This window comes from Blautia sp. HA9023 (genome assembly GCF_056504095.1).
The window spans coordinates 316,214-335,631 of sequence record NZ_JBWLUR010000003.1 but is presented as its reverse complement, the minus strand read 5'-3'; the positions used below and the strand labels follow the sequence as shown (position 1 = coordinate 335,631).

18 protein-coding genes and 1 pseudogene are annotated in these 19,418 nt (G+C 43.6%); 16 read left to right on the top strand and 3 right to left on the bottom strand.

Annotation, left to right across the window (positions count from 1 at the left end):
* Positions 1–826: ABC transporter permease (locus AC04Q6_RS03660; RefSeq protein ID WP_476389525.1), on the top strand; the 826-nt coding region annotated here is incomplete at its 5' end.
* Positions 827–831: 5 nt separating this feature from the next.
* Positions 832–1,293, top strand: coding sequence for a hypothetical protein (locus AC04Q6_RS03655; protein ID WP_118069980.1), 462 nt, complete (start codon positions 832–834; stop codon positions 1,291–1,293).
* Positions 1,294–1,648: 355 nt separating this feature from the next.
* Here AC04Q6_RS03655 and AC04Q6_RS03650 read toward each other — a convergent pair whose 3' ends face one another.
* Positions 1,649–3,013: a sensor histidine kinase gene (locus AC04Q6_RS03650; protein ID WP_117657553.1), complete on the bottom strand. Its 1,365-nt coding sequence runs from the start codon at positions 3,011–3,013 to the stop codon at positions 1,649–1,651.
* 4 nt (positions 3,014–3,017) lie between these two features.
* Complete coding sequence (locus AC04Q6_RS03645; protein WP_015515120.1) at positions 3,018–3,719, bottom strand: response regulator transcription factor; 702 nt, start codon at positions 3,717–3,719, stop codon at positions 3,018–3,020.
* Positions 3,720–3,875: 156 nt separating this feature from the next.
* On the opposite strand from AC04Q6_RS03645, the gene AC04Q6_RS03640 reads away from it, so the two are divergent.
* From AC04Q6_RS03640 to AC04Q6_RS03625, 4 genes are read left to right on the top strand one after another with little or no spacing between them, the layout of a single operon-like run.
* Positions 3,876–4,640, top strand: coding sequence for an ABC transporter ATP-binding protein (locus AC04Q6_RS03640; RefSeq protein ID WP_118064589.1), 765 nt, complete (start codon positions 3,876–3,878; stop codon positions 4,638–4,640).
* A complete protein-coding gene (locus AC04Q6_RS03635; RefSeq protein ID WP_118069982.1) occupies positions 4,637–5,362 on the top strand; it encodes an ABC transporter permease in 726 nt (241 codons plus the stop codon). The genes AC04Q6_RS03640 and AC04Q6_RS03635 overlap by 4 nt, the downstream gene beginning before the upstream one ends.
* Positions 5,363–5,378: 16 nt before the next feature.
* Complete coding sequence (locus tag AC04Q6_RS03630) at positions 5,379–6,143, top strand: ABC transporter permease (protein WP_118069984.1); 765 nt, start codon at positions 5,379–5,381, stop codon at positions 6,141–6,143.
* Between the two features lie 4 nt (positions 6,144–6,147).
* Positions 6,148–6,492, top strand: coding sequence for a hypothetical protein (locus tag AC04Q6_RS03625; RefSeq protein WP_178087455.1), 345 nt, complete (start codon positions 6,148–6,150; stop codon positions 6,490–6,492).
* 295 nt (positions 6,493–6,787) lie between these two features.
* Here the strand turns inward: AC04Q6_RS03625 and AC04Q6_RS03620 are convergent.
* Positions 6,788–7,019: pseudogene (locus AC04Q6_RS03620) on the bottom strand (DUF6061 family protein).
* Positions 7,020–7,507: 488 nt separating this feature from the next.
* Between AC04Q6_RS03620 and AC04Q6_RS03615 the strand changes: the two are divergent.
* The 10 genes from AC04Q6_RS03615 (at position 7,508) to mutS (ending at position 19,416) form a co-directional block, all read left to right on the top strand.
* Positions 7,508–8,464 carry a helix-turn-helix domain-containing protein gene (locus AC04Q6_RS03615; RefSeq protein WP_118069988.1) on the top strand — a complete coding sequence of 319 codons (957 nt, stop codon included), beginning with the start codon at positions 7,508–7,510 and terminating at the stop codon, positions 8,462–8,464.
* Positions 8,465–8,636: 172 nt separating this feature from the next.
* Positions 8,637–9,314, top strand: a complete 678-nt coding sequence (locus AC04Q6_RS03610; RefSeq protein ID WP_118069990.1) for a response regulator transcription factor — start codon at positions 8,637–8,639, stop codon at positions 9,312–9,314.
* Between the two features lie 82 nt (positions 9,315–9,396).
* Positions 9,397–10,206 carry an ATP-binding protein gene (locus AC04Q6_RS03605; protein ID WP_476389524.1) on the top strand — a complete coding sequence of 270 codons (810 nt, stop codon included), beginning with the start codon at positions 9,397–9,399 and terminating at the stop codon, positions 10,204–10,206.
* Positions 10,207–10,341: 135 nt separating this feature from the next.
* On the top strand, positions 10,342–11,013 hold the full coding sequence (locus AC04Q6_RS03600) for an ABC transporter ATP-binding protein (RefSeq protein ID WP_055163149.1): 672 nt from the start codon (positions 10,342–10,344) through the stop codon (positions 11,011–11,013).
* 15 nt (positions 11,014–11,028) lie between these two features.
* Positions 11,029–13,674, top strand: coding sequence for an ABC transporter permease (locus tag AC04Q6_RS03595; protein ID WP_118069993.1), 2,646 nt, complete (start codon positions 11,029–11,031; stop codon positions 13,672–13,674).
* A gap of 67 nt (positions 13,675–13,741) precedes the next feature.
* Entirely contained in the window at positions 13,742–14,047 is a 306-nt protein-coding gene (locus tag AC04Q6_RS03590; protein WP_242997103.1) for an Ig-like domain-containing protein, read from the top strand.
* Between the two features lie 300 nt (positions 14,048–14,347).
* A complete protein-coding gene (locus tag AC04Q6_RS03585; RefSeq protein WP_118070529.1) occupies positions 14,348–14,902 on the top strand; it encodes an RNA polymerase sigma factor in 555 nt (184 codons plus the stop codon).
* The gene (locus AC04Q6_RS03580) at positions 14,875–15,978 is read left to right on the top strand and encodes a DUF4179 domain-containing protein (protein ID WP_118069995.1); all 1,104 of its coding nucleotides are present in this window, start codon (positions 14,875–14,877) and stop codon (positions 15,976–15,978) included. Before AC04Q6_RS03585 ends, AC04Q6_RS03580 begins: the two co-directional genes overlap by 28 nt.
* Before the next feature lie 84 nt (positions 15,979–16,062).
* A complete protein-coding gene (locus AC04Q6_RS03575; RefSeq protein WP_118069997.1) occupies positions 16,063–16,242 on the top strand; it encodes a helix-turn-helix transcriptional regulator in 180 nt (59 codons plus the stop codon).
* Between the two features lie 555 nt (positions 16,243–16,797).
* The gene (gene mutS, locus AC04Q6_RS03570) at positions 16,798–19,416 is read left to right on the top strand and encodes a DNA mismatch repair protein MutS (RefSeq protein WP_118063913.1); all 2,619 of its coding nucleotides are present in this window, start codon (positions 16,798–16,800) and stop codon (positions 19,414–19,416) included.
* Positions 19,417–19,418: the final 2 nt, after the last annotated feature.

The window sequence follows — 19,418 nt, the reverse complement described above, 5'->3', positions numbered from 1 at the left end:
GGGTGTGACTATGTGGAACTTATTAAAATCGGAATTATTGAAACTGCGCCGGTGCCAAATCCTTTTGGTAGGGTTTGTGGCACTTGCACTTTGTCCTTTGGTGCAATATGGAAGCCAGTTGATTATGGAGGCGGAGTACCGAAATCCAAACTATGATTTTTCTGCACTATTTGAAAATGTTGTTTGGGGAAACACTCAGATATTCCTTCCAATTTCACTGGTAATGATCGGAGGATGGCTTATAGACAGAGAATCCACTCATGATACACTGAAAAACATCATGACAATTCCTGTTTCTATGCCGAAAATGTTGGGAGCTAAGTTACTTTTAGTCGGTATGCTTGCAGTTCTGCTGGGAATATACAGCGTTGGCATTACCTTGATTACTGGTTTGATGGTTGGATTATCGGGATTGACAGCGGAAGTGTTTTTTCATGGAGGTACGCAGATCGTGTTAGCAGCTCTGACGACCTATTTGGTCTGTATGCCGCTGATTCTGATTTTTGGGCAGATCCGAGGGGCATATCTGGGCGGTTCCATTCTGGCGTTCTTCCTTGGATACAGCATGTTGTTTTTCAAAGGTGGTATCTTTGCCAGCATCTATCCTTTCTCTGCTGCGCTGATTTTAGTAGGATTTGACATGAGTGAATATGCTGGAACAACCACATCATCAAATCTTTTGTTGGCGGTTATTGGGGTTGGTATCATGGTTCTTTGGACTGTGCTGTTGTTACTGATGTCCAGTAACAAAAAAGAAATAAAATCCCGTAAACAGACAAATGCCAAGGGAAAAGAAAAGCGTGCTATACGCAGGAAAGGAAGGTGATAGCTGTGAAGAAAATAGTCTTATCATTATGCCTGATGCTATTGGGTGCTTCTGTGCTTTCAGGTTGCACAAAAGATGAAGTTCTCGATCAGTATAACAATATTGTTCAGTCTGCTGGTTCCATAGCGCTTACTGGAAATTCATCCTTACAAGGTACGAAAGAAAAAGGAATTGATGATTATACTGGAAGCTATACAGCCAACTATGAGGATTTTTCAGATACAGAGTATTTGTTCGGCGGAACTTCCATAAAGCGTGAAGCTGGTAAGGATCTGTCTATTGACTGCGCGCTGGAGGTTACGGAGGGAACTGCAAAAGTATTTTGGATTTCTGGAGCTGATGAAGCAGTCACTTTGTTTGAAACAACTGGAACATATAGTGATACAATTACACTCCCTGAAGGTGGAAACTATATCGGTATTGAATGTGAGAATTTCACTGGAAACATTGAATTAAATATTGAATAATACTCTGCTGGACGACGGCAAAAGAAAAAAAGCCGTCGTAGAGCAGACAATTTGAAACGCCCATTTGAAACGGCGGCTTTGATTTTCAGAGCCGCCGTTTCTTTGCGTCTACACAAACCTATGACGACTTGCGGGGACACGGTAGCCGATTGGAGGTTAATTTACCGTGTCCTGTTTGCTTTTTCAAAGCCCACATGATCTACATCAGTTAAAAAAGTATTACTCCTCCCGGGCACGTATAACATTGCATCGGCATTATCGTTCCATGTAATTCAGTATAATAATGGCTGTTCTTGGCGCGCCAGTTTTCCATCACGGAAATCTGGCGTTTTCTTATAGATTTGTACTTGCCTGTTTATCCAATATACGGGAATATTAAAGTAGCTTCACACCCTTTCGGGAAAACATTAGTAAGTTTGAAATTGCCGTTATGAGCTATGGCGACTTGTTGGACAATCAGCAATCCAAGCCCATGTCTTAAATCAAGCCGTTCATCTGTGATTTCCATATAATGCGGTTTTTCTTCCAGCTCTTGTAGCTTTTCAGCAGACAGACCCGTTCCGTTATCCGTAACCGCCAAGATAAGATGGTTTTGCGATGCTGTAAGCGAAAGGCAGACTTCACAGCCCTGTGGGTTGTGTTTTATGCTGTTCTGGACAAGGTTGTTTACAGCTCGCGAAATCAATCTGGCATCACATTCCAACACAGCATTTTCGGCGTCAGGAGTGATCTTAATTCCGATGTTGTAGCTATCGGAAATTCCTGTATTCAACAGGTCTGCTACATAGGATCGCAGTAGTTTGGATAAGCGAACCATCTCTTTATGAAGCGGCTGCATCTCATATTCCAACTGCGATACTAAATTCAAATCCTGCACCAGCTCTTTGATTTTTACACTTTGCTTCCGTACTATTTCCGCCTGTTCACGGATGCTCTTGCTGGCAGCTTTACTTTCTGCAATACGGCCTGCATACCCCATAATCATGGAGAGAGGTGTGCGGATGTCATGGGAAACGCCGCTGATCCAGTTCGCCCGCGCTTCATTTTGCCTATTCAAAATGGAAGAAGCTTTGTTTACACTGCTTGCAATTTCCGATAGTTCTCCGCTGATATGAAGTGAAACTGGCTTTCCATCTGCCAAAGTTTCCACAGCGGACACAATCGGTTCGGTATTGTGAATGATTCTGCGTTTGGAAAAGTAATAGGCTGAAAAGAGGCACAGCAAATCCAAGCCAAGCATCCCCAGAACAAAGATGGGGAGTCGTTGAAGTGCTGCAATGGAATAGTAATTGCTGGTGAGTTTTGTGTAGCTGTCTGTGGGATAGCCCAGCACCAACAACCCATCATCGGTGTTCCAAATAAAAACCGGGTAATCCTCAATATACCCTTTTGAAAATAGTGCGACATCTTGAATTGTGTAATTTTTCGGCACATTGTCCGGCAAATCAACCGACCAATAACATTGACCATCTGTGTTCAAGTAGATCGCCCAAATATGATTCTGTCGGAGCATTTGCACCGCCTCATCCGATAATTGTTCCGGCGTAGCGGCGGTAGCAGTCATTTCCAACATGGCTTGCGGGGATGAATCGCCATAATCCTCGGTCACAATCTTTTGAAAAGTCAGACCGAATACTACTGCATTAAGAAAAAGCAATATCAGAATAAAGGCAACGAACGACACAAGATATTTAGATATATAACTTCCGAATGATTTCATGACATCACTTCCTTGCTATCAGCTTATAGCCTAATCCTTTAATGGTTATTAGGGACACGGGTTTTGATGGATCGGTTTCAATCTTTTCCCGGACGCGCCGGACATGAGCATTGAGGCTGTTTTCGTAGCCAAAAGGATTATCCCCCCAGAGGGCTTCACAAAGCGCATCTACGGTAACAATCTTTCCAGCATTACGGGCAAGCGTTTCAAGTAAAGTATGTTCTTTGGCTGTCAGGGAAATAATTTCGCTGCCCTTATGGACTTCGGCCCGGCTGAAATCAATCGTACATCCATCCAAAACAAGCAGCGGTGAATCCTCTTTGTAGGTCCGCCGCAGTACCGCATAGATACGCAGTAACAGTTCCTGCGGCATAAAGGGCTTAGAAATGTAGTCATCTGCACCAAGCCCCAATCCCGATAATTTGTCGGCTGCTTCGTCCTTTGCTGTTAAGAAAATGATCGGCACATTGGTAAAAGTGCGGAAATGTTGCATCAGAGAAAAGCCATCCCCATCCGGCAGCATGACATCCAAAACAATTAAATCGGGAGTTTCCTCTTTTGCGGTCAAAATAGCTTCTTTGACCGTCATTGCGGTAAGGACAGTTTCAAATCCTGCATCTTTCAATATATCTGAAACCATTTTCAATAGTTCCTGTTCATCATCTACCAACAGGAGCCTTTTAGTATGTAAAAAGGAATTATCCATAGCAGTTTCTCCAATCTGATTTTATTTGTTTCTATTATATCATGGGCTGTCCATTCTGCGTTCTTGTTCCTTGAAAAGTAAGGTAAAAGTAAGGACGGGAGAATGTAGATGTCAGGTTGAAGTTGTACCATAGAAGCATCGAAAGGAGATGTTTCTATGGACTATATCATTACAACGGAACAGTTGACCAAAAAATATAAGAACTTCACTTCGGTCAATCATGTTTCGCTTCATATTCGCAAGGGCAGCATTTATGGTTTTCTTGGCCCGAACGGGGCAGGCAAATCCACTACCATGAAAATGCTGTTGGGGTTGACCGACCCCACAAAAGGCAGCTTTACCATTGATGGGAAACAGTTTCCGCAGGATCGGATTGCCATTCTCAAAGAGATCGGCTCTTTCATCGAAGCGCCGTCTTTCTACGCGAATCTCACCGGGCGGGAAAATCTTGACATTATCCGCCGCATTTTGGGACTGCCGAAAGCGGATGTGGAAGATGCTCTGGAACTGGTAGGGCTGACCGAGTTTGGCGACCGGCTGGCAAAACAGTATTCGCTGGGAATGAAGCAACGCTTGGGCCTTGCCGGGGCACTCTTGGGGCGTCCGCCGATTCTGATTCTGGACGAACCCACAAACGGTCTTGACCCGTCTGGTATCCACGAAATCCGCAATCTGGTAAAATCCTTGCCCGGCCTTTACGACTGCACGGTGCTGATCTCGTCCCATATGCTGTCTGAAATCGAATTGATTGCAGATGACATTGGGATTCTCAACCACGGGCGGCTGCTGTTTGAGGGAAGCATGAATGATCTGCGTCAATACGCCCTGCAATCCGGCTTCGCTGCGGACAATCTGGAAGATGTGTTTCTTTCTATGGTTGAGAAAGATAACATGGACAGAAAGCAGAGGGCAAAATTATGAAAACGCTGGCAATCGAACTTCGGAAAGGAAAGCGAACCGGCGTGATTCCCGTGCTGCTGGCCGTTGGTGTCTTGGGAGCCGCCTACGCATTTGTCAATTTCATTGTGCGGAAAGACACACTTCTGAATTTGCCGCTGGCCCCGATGGATGTCTTGTTGACCCAGCTCTACGGCATGATTATGGTGCTGAATCTGTTCGGTATCGTGGTTGCTACCTGCATGATCTACAACATGGAATTTAAGGGAAGTGCCGTAAAGAAGATGTATATGCTTCCCGTCAGCGTCCCGGCCATGTATCTGTGCAAATTTCTGATTCTGACGGTCATGTTTTTGGTTGCAATCGTGCTGCAAAACCTGGCACTTGCACAGATTGGAATGACGGACTTGCCGGACGGAGCATTTGAGATGGGTACGCTGGTACGCTTTGCCGGATACTCTTTTCTCACATCCATGCCGGTACTGTCGTTTATGCTGCTGATTTCCTCGCGCTTTGAAAATATGTGGGTGCCGCTTGGAATTGGTGTTGCCGGTTTTCTGAGTGGTATGGCCCTTGCAAATTCGGGGCTGACGCTTTTGCTGGTGCATCCTTTTGTGATTATTCTGAAACCAGCAGTAGCCATGAGCGCCCAGCCTGATTCGACGGTTGTCCTTGTCGCTTTGGTGGAAACACTGTTGTTCCTTGCTGTGGGCTTGTGGCTGGCGAAGTACAGACGCTACGAGTAAGGAGGGATAATAAGAAATGAGTTTTTTGGATTTACTCAAAATCGAGTTTATGAAAGTAAAACGCTCCAAAATCGTACCCCTGATTTTCATTGCACCTTTATTGGTGGTGGTTTCTGGGGTTGCGTATTTGAGCAACTACTTTACACCGGAATACACCAATGCGTGGGCTGCCATGTTTATTCAAAGTGCGCTTGTTTACGCCTACTATCTGCTTCCATTCAGCATGATCGTGGTTTGCGTGATGATCGCAGGACGAGAAACAGGAAATAACGGGATTCTGAAAATGCTGGCGCTGCCGGTCAGCCGCTGCGCATTATCCATTGCCAAATTCTGTGTGCTTACCTTTTATCTGTTTATGGAGATGGTGGTGTTTCTTGTCGTATTTGTAATTGCTGGGTTGATTGCGACACAGACAATGGGAGTAACAGGAACCCTGCCGATCCTATATCTTCTGAAATGGTGCTTGGGGCTGTTTCTGACTATGCTGCCGTGCATTGCGGCTATGTGGGCCATCACTGTGCTGTTTGAAAAGCCGCTTCTTTCTGTGGGATTAAATCTGCTGCTTGTGATTCCCGGTGTATTGGTTGCGAATACGCCGCTGTGGATCGCCTACCCGTACTGTTACAGCGGTTATCTCGTTTCCTGCTCTCTCCATGACTTTACAGCAGAAACTTCCGACGCCGCTTTTTCGGTGTTTCCGTTCCTGCCGTGCGCGATTGTAGTGTTTGGCCTGTTTTTCGCGCTGGCTGTCACCCAATTTGGGAAAAAGGAAATGAGGTAAAACTATGGAAAAGAAAAAAATACCAATCAATCAGTATCGCTGCGCTCGTTATGAGCATCCTGCCGTTGGCGGCTCTCGCCCCATCGCTTCTGCACCTTTCGCTGTCGGACGGAGTCCGAACCGCTTGGGCCGGAGCCAATATCGTTTTTGTTCTGCTGGGCCTGATTCTTTCGGTGGTATGTGTGCGGAGCAGGGAAAGCCGCAGCGTTATCAATATCGTATCTACGGCAATCAGCGCGTTTTGGGCGTTGCTGATGGTGGGAATTGTTGCGCTTGCCATGTTCCTTACTTTCGTTCAGTGAGGAAACGGTTATGCGTAGAGTTGGGAAATTTATTGGATGCTGCCTGATCGCGGTTTCTTTGCTGGTTTGTACTGCCTGCTCCGTCTCGATAGGTTAGAGCAAAAAGCCAAACTGTACTATGGTAACTATTGCTGCAAAACGGATTTTGATTTAATCCGAAAAATTAAAGCCATAGTCAGTAACTAACTACAGACACCATCTGCCGGACGACGGCAAAAGAAAAAAGCCGTCGTAGAGCAGACAATTTGACACGCCCTTTCTTTGCGTTTACACAAACCAATGATGAATTTTCCGGAAATATTGTAGCTAATAGTGATTTAAACTGTTGTATTTGTTTAAAAATCAAAAAATTTCTAATGAATCTTCTGCATCTATCCACATTTGCAAATTTTCATCAAGATATAATCTTGCATATTCCAGTGGTTCATCAATAGCAAGTGCATCTAATACACAGTCTGATCCAGGCGTGATTTTTAAGTCCTTCTCAGCTTCCCAACAATCAATGCGGAGCATATAACCAGTAAACATCAATGCTGTTTCTGTGTGGATTGCATTCTGCAAATATCGTTCTCATCGTATAGCATCTCCTTATCATTCAATCAATCATCAGTTACAAAAATTAGAAGCATTTCAATCAGTTCACCATGTCACTTTCATTTTGTGTTATAATGTGTTATCAGATTTTTTTGCCCTTGTATTTGCCCTTATCAGAGTTTGTAAACACTGGTGGGACGATATAACACAAGGGAAACAATAAGGGAAAGCTCACCTGCGACAAATTCAGTGTTTTCAATGGTTTACAGTGAATTTGATAACAAAATATAACAGTTATTAAATCTCTTAAAACAGGTGAAATCTCAATCGAAATTGACCGAGCGCATTGGGCGAGAGATACTTCTTGTTTGAATGTTGGAATGATTATAGGTATTTGTTTTCGGTATGAAAATACCGTTTATTTATTCTAGACATAAGATGTCCGGTTGAAAATTAACGGATTCTCGTTTTATGTCGTGGTAATTTTGGTGCATATTGGTAAGCTGTAAGTGGAAGAGAGGTAGAGATATGGATACAAAAAAGATTGGAGCTTTTTTAAAGCAATGTCGTAAAGAAAAGAATCTTACGCAAGAACAGCTTGCCGAGAAGTTTGGGGTATCTGCAAGAACAGTTTCCAGATGGGAAACAGGAATAAATATGCCAGATCTCAGTGTACTTGTTCAACTTGCTGAATATTACGATGTTGAGATGAGAGAGCTCCTGGATGGAGAAAGGAGCCAGACTATGAATAAAGATATGAAAGAAACACTGGACAAAGTTGCGGTGTATGAAGAATGGGTGAAACAAAAAGCATTAAAGGCTGGAAATCTTGCATTTGCATCAATGTTTGTGATTGGTGTGTTAGCGATTATTATTCAGATGCTATTAATGGTGGATACTCGTTTGGTTTTGGGAGAGATAGTAACTGTCTTAGTAGGAGGAATCCTATATGTAGCTATTATGGTGTATAATGGAATATGGGATAAATGCCTGCCAAAAAGTGCTGCTATATGGCGAAATTTTCTCACCAGTGTAATATGTGCAGGAATTTTTACAGTCATCTATGGTATATGTTTATTTAGAATGGGAGCTACAGAAACACAGATAACACGATTGGCATTGGGATTTCTGATAGGTATTACTATTGTGTCATTTATTATTCTTAGGACCTTAGCATTTATTAATCGAAAAAGAAATCAGAATTCACCAAATGTTCAGGAGAGAAAAGAAACTTCCCAATCTAAGACAGAATGGACAAAGATTTATAATGCACAGAATATAGTAGAGACAGAACAGCTCGTAGAAATGTTAAAGCAAAGTGGAATAGAAGCTTTTTCCCAGGAAGCAGGTGCGAATGTTGCAATGCATGGAGCACCTGGATTTGGAATATATGGTATGGATATATTCGTGAAAACCGATGATGCAAAGAAGGCAGTACAGCTGATCAAGGAGATTAATAACCAAGAGAATGAAGAAATTTTTTGACATTGTCACATATGCGTGCTAATATGATTATAGAAAAAGTGTGCTGCCGATAGACGGTTAGTCCACATACTTAATTGATTGAAAATAACCGTTCAGTTTTGCTGGGACGGTTATTTTTGTGTCTTGTTATTAACTTTGCCGAATACCTTTGAGTAACGAGGGAGTGAGATATATGGAGCAATTATTGATTGTTGAAGATGATATTGGTTTGAATCAAGGTTTATGCAAAGCACTGAAAGTAGATGATCGGAAGATCATTTCCTGCCAAGACCTGAAAACGGCGAAGGAGCAGCTGCTTTGCGGCGGTGTATCCCTGATCCTGTTGGATATCAATCTGCCGGATGGCAGTGGGCTTGAATTGCTACGGGAGGTCAAGGAAAACACACCCGGGATTCCTGTTATTCTGCTGACTGCCAATGATACCGATCTGGACATCGTAGACGGACTGGAGAGGGGCGCTGATGATTACATTACCAAGCCCTTTTCTCTTTCGGTTTTGCGGGCAAGGGTGAATACCCAACTGCGAAAGCAAGCGTCAAACCATAAAAATGCGCCGTTCCATATGGATCTATTTCACTTTGACTTTGAGGCTATGACCTTTTATGTGGGAGATTCAAAAGTGGAATTGAGCAAAACAGAACAAAAATTACTGCGTCTGCTTGTTGAAAATCGTGGTCGAACCATGACCCGTGGAGACCTTGTCGACCGGATCTGGACAAATGGCGCAGAATATGTGGATGAAAATGCTTTGTCTGTTACGATCAAGCGTCTGAGGGATAAGCTTGGTGCACAGAAATACATTAAAACCGTCTATGGAATCGGTTATAGCTGGGTGACAAAAGATGAATAAAACCGGTATTGTGATCATACTGCTGTGTTTTCTGGCGGCGGCAGCTGTTGTGTTATGGGAGCAGAGAAAGACCAGAAAAACGATGGAAGAAATCGAAAGGATGCTGGACGCTGCCATGACCGGCTCCTTTTCTGAAACCAATTTTGATGAAAGTCGGCTGTCTGCTTTGGAAACAAAGTTTGCACACTATCTTTCCGCAGCAGAAGCATCTTCTCGAAATGTAGCGCAGGAAAAAGACAAAATCAAAACCTTGATTGGGGACATCTCGCACCAGACAAAAACGCCGATTGCAAACCTGCTGTTATACAGCGAGCTTCTGAAGGAGGAAACTCTGCCTGCATCGGCGAAGGCAAATGTGGAGGCGCTGTACAAACAATCGGAAAAGCTGCGATTTTTGATCGATTCTCTCGTAAAGCTTTCCAGACTGGAAAATGGGATCATTTCACTCACCCCTCAGCAAGCAGCGCTACAGCCGCTGCTTGAAAGCGTAGTAGAACAATATGCCGCCAAGGCTTCTGAAAAAGGATTGTCTTTGCGACTGCAGGATACCGATGCTTTTGCTGTATTCGACTTCAAATGGACAGCGGAAGCGCTGGCGAATATCGTAGACAATGCCATCAAATATACAGAGCATGGCACAATCAGGATTTCTGCCGTAAGTTACGAAATGTTTGCAAGGATCGATATATCGGATACTGGCACAGGCATTTCGGAAAGTGAGCAAGCGAAAATATTTGCTCGCTTTTACCGCTCAAATAGTGTGCAGAAACAAGAAGGTGTGGGCATTGGCTTATATCTTGCCCGACAGATCATATCCGGCGAGGGCGGTTATATCAAGGTTGCTTCCGTTCCGGGAAAAGGAAGTGCGTTTTCCATATTTCTGCCGAAATAACAACAATTCTTTCAAAACTGTTAGATTTTTTTGCGCCCTCGCAAGAATGTGGAAAGAATCCTATGCGATAATCTGTATGTGTAAAAGGATCATTTCCTTTCATACATACAGATTTTTTCATGGAGGTACTCATTTATGGAAGTTTTACAGGCAAAAGACCTGAAAAAGATTTATGGCTCCGGCAATAACGCAGTTCATGCGTTGGATGGAGTTGATTTAAGTGTGAAGAAGGGCGAATTTGTTGCAATTGTCGGCACGTCCGGCTCCGGAAAATCCACGTTGCTGCACATGCTGGGCGGGCTGGATCGCCCTACAAGCGGTACGGTCATGGTGGACGGACAGGATATTTTCTCCCTGAAGGAGGAAGCGCTGACCATCTTCCGCCGCAGGAAAATCGGCTTTGTATTTCAGAGCTACAATCTTGTTCCGGTGCTGAATGTATATGAAAATATCATTCTACCAATTGAACTGGATGGTGGAAAGGTAAACAAGAATTTTGTGCAGCAGATCGTGCAGACGCTTGGACTGAGCGACCGCTTGGATGCGCTGCCAAATCAGCTCTCAGGCGGTCAGCAGCAGCGTGTGGCAATCGCCCGTGCTTTGGCGGCAGCGCCCGCTATCATTCTGGCAGATGAACCGACAGGTAATCTGGATTCCAAAACCAGCCAGGATGTATTGAGTCTTTTGAAAGTCACAAGTCAAAAATTCGCCCAGACAATCGTAATGATCACTCACAACGAAGAAATTGCGCAGATGGCAGACCGCATTATCCGTATCGAAGATGGTCGGATCGTCTCCGAGAACTAACGGGAGGTGGCTACGATGAATGTCAAAAACAGAAAATGTATTCGAAAGCTCAGCTTAAAATCTCTTTATGCGAACCGTCGCCGCAATCTGATTGCAATTTTTGCTATTGCGCTGACCACGCTGTTATTTACTTCCATGTTCACCATTGTCCTGTCATTGAACGCCAGTTATGAAACCTACCAGTTTCGGCAGGTAGGCGGCTATGCGCATGGCACCTTTAAGGATGTTTCCCCCGAGCAGGCGGAACGTATCGCTGCCCACCCAAAGGTGAAGGCTACGGGGGTACGGAAGGTAATCGGTATCACTGCGGAGGGGGTCTTTGCCAAAATACCGGCAGAGATCAGCTACATGGATGCCAACTGCACTAAATGGAGCTATGCCACCCCTACTATCGGACGGATGCCCGAAAGCGGCAAAGAGGTGGCTATGGATACGACAGCGTTGCAGCTGCTTGGTGTGACACCGGAACTGGGTGCCGAGGTCACGGTTTCCTATTCCATCATGGACAAAGATCAAACCGGTTCTACTGTAACAGATACCTTTACGCTAGTAGGCTATTGGGACTATGATGAACTAATGCCTGTTCACTACATCAACATCAGCCGTGATTACGCAGATGACATCGAAGCGCAGGCAGTGAAAACAGGGTTACAGCCTTTCCGCACCGATTTGAATGTCATGCTGGCTTCCGGCACAAACATTCAAGGGCAGATGGAGCAGGTGGATACCGATCTTGGTTACACATGGGACAGCTATACTGATCCCAACAGCGTCCGAATCGGCGTCAATTGGGGATATACCTCATCTCAGCTGGAGTCGCAGCTCGATCCAGAGCTGATAATTGCCATAGCAGCTTTTTTGTTGCTGGTGATTTTCACGGGGTATCTTATCATCTATAACATTTTTCAGATCTCTGTTGCAGGGGATATCCGGTTTTACGGACTTCTGAAAACCATTGGCACAACGCCCCGGCAGCTCAAACGCATCATTCGCCAGCAGGCACTTCTGCTTTGTCTGATCGGCATTCCGGCGGGGCTGCTACTGGGCTACGGCATCGGTGCTGTTCTGATGCCTATTGTCTTGCGCTCCACCAAGTTGGATGCAGGCATCACCACCATCAGCACTTCGCCTGTGATCTTCCTTGGTTCCATGCTGTTTGCCCTGTTGACGGTGCTCTTGTCCTGTTCCAAGCCTGGAAAAATGGCAGCCAAGGTCTCTCCAGTGGAGGCTATCAAATATACAGATGCAATGCAGACTAAGAAAAAACAGCGCAGCACCCGGGGGGCCAAGCTCCATCAGATGGCCTTTGCCAATCTGGGACGAAATAAGAAAAAGACGGTGCTGGTGGTGTTGTCTCTGGCACTGTCGGTGACACTGTTCAATGCGCTGTGTGCCTTTGTGGGAGGCTTCAGCATGGAGAAGTATGTGTCCAGCATGACCTGCGCCGATTTTATCGTCAGCACGCCCGACTATTTCCGCTACAACCCGGCAGATGAATTCATCACGCCAGAACAGATCGGAGAGATCGCAGCAAACACAAAGGCCAGTCTTTCCGGCACGGGATATGCTGTGCGAAAACCCGCATATCTGTGGATGACGGAGGATGCTCTGCGGCAGGACTATGCATTGTTCGAAAGTGCTGAGCAGGTGGACAGCCATATGAGCCGCATGGAGCACCGGGGCAATATGGTGATGGGAAAGACCAGAATTGAGGCTTTGGATAACAGCCTGTTTGACAAGCTGCAAGTATTCGACGGAGATATTTCTCCTATGCTGGAGCCAAACAATAACGCTATTGCCATTGCGGTTTCCTTAGATGACTACGGTAATCTGCCCAATCCTGAATACTACCCCAAGGTGGGAGACACGATCACAGCTACCTATGCGGACGATGTGAAATATATCGACAGCCGCACCGGGGAACTCTGCACCGAAGATACACCGGAGGAGTACCTTCAGGAAAAACTGTGTGGAGCCAGAGATGTAGAGTACACGGTCTGCGCCTTGGTAGAGCTTCCGTTTTCCATGAGTTATCGTTATGATGGTATTGGATATGAGGCGGTTTTGTCTGTGGATACCGCACAGAGGGACAGCGGTGGTGCAGCCATTCCGATGCTCTACCTGTTCGACACAGCGGACGAAGTTGACGAGGCCGAAGCAGAGCAATATCTATCGAAGCTCACTGCCGGTGAGTTTTCGCCCTTGATGTATGAAAGCAAGGCCACGGCTCGCTCTGAGTTTGCTCAATTCCGGCAGATGTTCCTTCTGATCGGTGGTATCCTCTGTGCTATCATCGGGCTGGTGGGACTCTTAAATTTCTTCAACGCCATGATGACCGGTATTCTTTCCCGCCGCCGTGAATTTGCTGTGCTTCAGGCTGTAGGAATGACAAACCGGCAGCTCAAAACCATGCTGATCTACGAGGGATTGTTTTACGCAATGTCTTCCGTAGCGGCGGCCTTTATTCTGTCGCTGGCGGTGGGACCTCTTGCGGGGAAAATGCTGGGCAGTATGTTCTGGTTCTTTGAGTATCGGTTTACCATTCTGCCTGTCCTGCTGACAATTCCAGTATTTCTTCTGCTGGGGTGGCTGATTCCCTGCATGATGTATGATAACGCAGCGAAATGCAGCATTGTAGATCAGTTAAGGGATGCTCAATAATTGCTAAGCCAAAATTAGCCCTCTGTCAATGAAAAGGCTGAGGGCTGGAATTCAAATAATAATCAAAGTGACCATTACACTGGCCAGCGGCAAGAAACAGGTCATTTCCGTTACTGTGCAAAAAACAACGGTAAGAACAACAAAGATCACCGGAATGAAATCAAGCGTGACCGTTGCAAGAAATAAAAAACTTACGCTGAAACCGGTCATCAGCCCGATCACTTCCCAGGAGAAAGTTACCTACAGTTCTTCAAATAAGAAGATCGCAACGGTAAGTTCCAGTGGTGTGATCACTGGAAAGAAAAAGGGAACAGCCTATATCACAGTGAAATCTGGAAATAGTTGCAAAAAAGTAAAAGTAGTTGTTAAATAAAAATGATTTAAACAGGAGCTGCCGTTCATGAATGCACATTGAATGGCAGCTCCTTTTTTTCATTTTTGGCATGTAGCTTTATTTGCAGAAGCAGATTACGATATTAATAGTTGACCAGGGAGAGAAGAATGATTAGATAATATGTTATAGTGATAATGGAATTATGGTAACAAAAAAATTTATAAAAAAAGTGCAACCAAACAGAAAAAAATACGTTATATATAATAGACAACATTAATATGGCACACTGCAAATAGCCTATCTGCATAAAAGCACTAATATACAAGGGAGAAATGTGATATGGAAGATATACATATTATAAATTTATTTTTAAAAAGATCAGAAGATGCAATTCGCCAGGTAGAAGTAAAGTACGAAAAATTTTGCTTTAAGATTGCATGGAATATTTTATATAACACAGAAGATTCAGAAGAATGCGTAAATGATACGTGGCTGATAACGTGGAATAAGATTCCGCCCAAAACGCCAACAAAATTATCTGCATTTCTTGGAAAAATAACCAGAAATTTGGCATTGGATAATTTCAGAAAGAAAAATGCTTCAAAAAGAGCAGATACACATATGATGGATATTTGTGGTGAAGTGGAAAAACTGGAAAGTACAATAAAGGATTATGTGGAAGAGGATATAAAGAAAAAGGAAATTTTGAATATTTTAGAAAAATTTTTAAGTGATTTAAAAGCAGGGGACAGGGATATTTTTGTCAGGCGATATTGGTATATGGATAATATTAAAGACATTGCAAAAAGACATGGATGCTCTGAGACTAAAATTAAATCCAGCCTTTTTCGAAGCAGAAACAAATTATGGGAAGAGGTGAAAGAAATCATATGAAAAAAGAAAACAATTTTTTGGATCTGATGGGAGAAATAGATGAAAAATTTGTTTATGAAGCTTCCTTGCCATGGGAAAAGCGAAATGTTAATTTGAAATTAAAATTAGCAAAAATTGCAGCAGCAGGAGTTGTAATAGCATTATTGATAGGAGGCTTGGGACATCCGCATGAGATAAAGGCGGCCTGGGAACAGATTACTTCGTGGATTCAAACTGCATTGGGGATTAATGAAAATGTAGAATCATATATAGATAGTGTTGGAAAAACGATTACTAAAAATGGAGTTTCTATTACGTTAGATGAAATTGCTGCTGATAAGGAGAATTTATGGGTGGCAATATCTGATAATATAAATGCTTCAAAAGAAAAGGAGACTATTCTACTAACAGAAGTGGAGATAAATGGAAAAGCGGCACAGTTAGATGGAACATATGCTCTGGAGAAAAAGGAGAACGGAACAGATGGTCAGGTTTGTCATTATAGGTTGGAAGATACAACTATTAAAGATAATACAGCAGATATAAAAATGAAAGTATGGTTATTTGATCCAACAGAAATGGATACTGCAGATACAGAAGATACGGATGACTATATTTTTGAATTTTCATCAAATTGGGAAGAACTGGAGAAGAATACAATAAATGTAAATGTGAATAAAAAAATAAAGATATCTCCAAATCAAAATCTGACGATTTCAAAAATGAGCTTAAACGATTTGGCAAGTACAATTTATGGAAATTTGGATAATAAAGAATATGAAGATTATTATTTACTAGGAACCGACGATAAAGGAAATCAGGGGCTTTATAGAATGACAAATTATGGAGACACAGAGACTGTGTTTGAAGAAAGCAGAAATAATACAAAATATAAAGGAATTTCTCCAGATGCTAAAACGGTGACATTAGAATTATATGTAAATAAAGAAGAAAAAAACAGAACAACATATAAAAAATATGAAACTGGAACAGAAGATACTTACGGAGAAGGCGTAGGACGTGTTTATGAAAGTGATGAAGATCCTCTGGATTTATATAGCCCAGTGGAAGGAAAAATAGAAATTAAAATCAGATGACAAAAGAATAATTTTATCGAAGAGAGGAACAGCCAATATCATCTGCCTTCAGATATTGGCTGTAATATATATGATACATAAAAAATACAAGCAGCAGATAACGATAAGATTCTTATATCAGTCAAGGAAGCCTGTGAACGCACAGGTCTTTCAGAGAAAACCATGAGAACTCTTATGAAGAATAATACCTTCATGGTACGAATTGGGCGAAGAACCCTGATTGATAAGAAAAAATTTCAGAAATGGATAGATTGGCAGTCTTGAAAGGTTTTTGGGGTTGTGTTAAAATTAAGTCCAGTGCCATGCATGATCATCTATTGTTATTAGAAAAAGGATGGTAATGTTATGGAAAAAATCTAAGAGGAAAAGAAATAGGTAAGGGAATCCGACAAAGAAAAGATGGGCGGTAAGAAGCCAGAATCACAATTAAGGAATCTGGCAACCGCCTTTTTCTATCTATGGAACAAATCTTCAGCAGGTGAAAAAGCAAAGAAACATGTATTTGGCGGAAGTTCTCCCAGGTATTCCAGGCTTTGATTCGAGTATGTCCGTTTCAAAATGGTATGAGAAATGGATGGAACTTTATAAGGTTCGAAATCTTAAAGCAACCACGATAAGAAATTATGAAGAAAAGTATGGAAAAGAAAGCTAATTTTACTGATAAAATGACAATTTAGGAAGAGGTTTAAATATTTGGAAAAAGCAAGAAACACTGAAGAAGAAAAAAAAATGGGTCAAAAGTGGGTCAAAGAGGAACATAAAGCATCTACAAGCCGCGTAAATACAGGGTTTCCAGTCAACACAGGGAAATTATCACCGATGATGAAAGAATACGTAAAGACCAAAGAAGAATACAGCGACTGTATCCTTTTTTACCGTCTGGGCGATTTTTATGAAATGTTCTTTGATGATGCGCTGACTGCATCCAAGGAACTGGAGATCACACTTACAGGAAAAGACTGCGGATTGGAAGAGAGAGCGCCCATGTGTGGCGTTCCTTTTCATGCTGCGGAAACTTATATCAACCGATTGATAGAAAAAGGTTATAAAGTTGCCATCTGTGAACAGGTAGAAGATCCGAAAAAAGCCAAGGGTCTTGTTAAACGAGAGGTTGTCCGCATTGTCACACCGGGAACTACTCTGGATACCATGTCACTGGACGAGTCAAAAAACAATTATCTGATGTCCATTGTCTCCATTGGAGATCATTTTGGCTGTGCAATTGCAGATATCACAACCGGTGACTGTTTTCTCACAGAACTGGATAAACCACAGAAGCTTCTGGATGAGATCAATAAATTCACACCTGCCGAGATCATCTGCAACGACGCCTTTCTTTTAAGCGGTGTGGATGTAGCGGATCTGAAGGGGCGTCTTGGGATCTGTGTATTTGCTCTGGATCCCTGGTACTTTGACGACCAGCTGTGCCAGAAAACCCTGAAAGAGCATTTTCACGTCGGAAATCTGGAAGGTCTCGGGATCGGAGATTATGATAGCGGGATCATTGCTTCCGGTGCACTGTTCCTGTATCTGAAGGAAACACAGAAAACAGCACTTTCCCATATGGCAAGCATCCGCCCTTACTCTGCTGAAAAATATATGCTCATCGACAGCTCCAGCCGTCGTAACCTGGAGCTTGTGGAAACCATGCGCGAAAAGCAGAAAAGAGGTTCTCTTCTCTGGGTTCTGGATAAAACCAAAACTGCCATGGGTGCAAGAACCCTTCGTTCTTATGTGGAGCAGCCTCTGATCGATGCAGAGGAAATCGAAAAGAGACTTGGTGCCCTGGAAGAACTGAACGCAAAACCTATGGATCGTGATGAGATCCGGGAATACTTAAATCCGATCTACGATCTGGAACGTCTGATAAGCCGTATCAGCTACAAATCTGCCAACCCAAGAGATCTGGTTTCTTTTGCCTCTTCTCTGGAAATGCTTCCTTATATAAAACAGGTCCTGGCAGAATTCAAATCTCCACTGCTTACTAAGATCAACGAAGATATGGATCCTCTGACAGACATTACCTCGCTGATCCGGAACTCTATCACCGATGATCCGCCTCTTGCCCAGAAAGACGGTGGCATTATCCGGGAAGGATATAATGAAGATGTAGATAAATTCCGCCGTTCCCGGACAGATGGAAAGAAATGGCTTTCTGAGCTGGAGGCAAGAGAGAGGGAACGTACCGGTATCAAAAGCCTGAAGATCAAGTACAATCGTGTATTTGGTTATTCTCTGGAAGTTACCAATACTTTCAAAGATCTTGTGCCGGAGGATTATATCCGCAAACAGACCCTTACCAATGCAGAGCGTTATATCACTCAGGAACTGAAAGATCTGGAAGATCTGATCCTTGGAGCTGAGGATAAGCTTTATGCGCTGGAATTTGAACTGTTTTCCAGTATCCGTGATCAGGTTGGAGCGGAAGTTGTCCGTATCCAGCGCACTGCAAAAGCAGTGGCTGCACTGGATGTTTTCGCTTCTCTTGCACTGGTTGCCCAGAGGAATAATTTCGTCCGGCCCAAGATCAATGAGACCGGCCTCATTGATATCCGAAATGGCCGCCACCCGGTTGTGGAACAGATGATCGAAAACGATATGTTCATTCCAAATGATACGTATCTTGACAACCACAAAAAACGTATCTCCATTATCACAGGACCGAACATGGCCGGAAAATCCACATACATGCGCCAGACAGCCCTGATCGTACTGATGGCACAGATCGGAAGCTTTGTTCCGGCAGACAGTGCAAACATCGGTGTGGTTGACCGGATCTTCACCCGTGTAGGTGCATCTGATGACCTTGCAAGCGGACAAAGTACCTTTATGGTGGAAATGACGGAGGTTGCCAATATTCTTCGCAATGCCACTTCCCGTAGCCTTCTGATCCTGGATGAGATCGGACGTGGAACCAGTACTTTTGACGGTCTCTCCATTGCCTGGGCAGTGATCGAACACATCAGCAACACTAAGCTCTGTGGTGCCAAGACCTTATTTGCGACCCATTATCATGAGCTTACCGAACTGGAGGGAAAACTTTCCGGTGTCAACAATTACTGTATTGCTGTCAAAGAAAAGGGCGACGATATCGTATTTCTTCGTAAGATCGTAAAAGGCGGCGCTGACAAGAGTTATGGTATCCAGGTGGCCAAGCTTGCCGGTGTTCCGGATTCCGTGATCCAGCGTGCCAAGGAACTTGTGGAAGAGCTCAGTGACGCAGATATCACCGCAGCGGTAAAAGACCTGACTGCTCCGAAAAAGAAGCAGAAGATCACCTATGACCAGGTGGATATGGCACAGATGTCACTCTTTGACACGGTGCAGGATAATGATATCATCGAAGAGATCAAAGGCCTGGAGATTGGCAACCTGACTCCAATGGAGGCCCTGAATATTCTCTATAATCTGCAGAACAAAATAAAGAACCGGTGGTGATA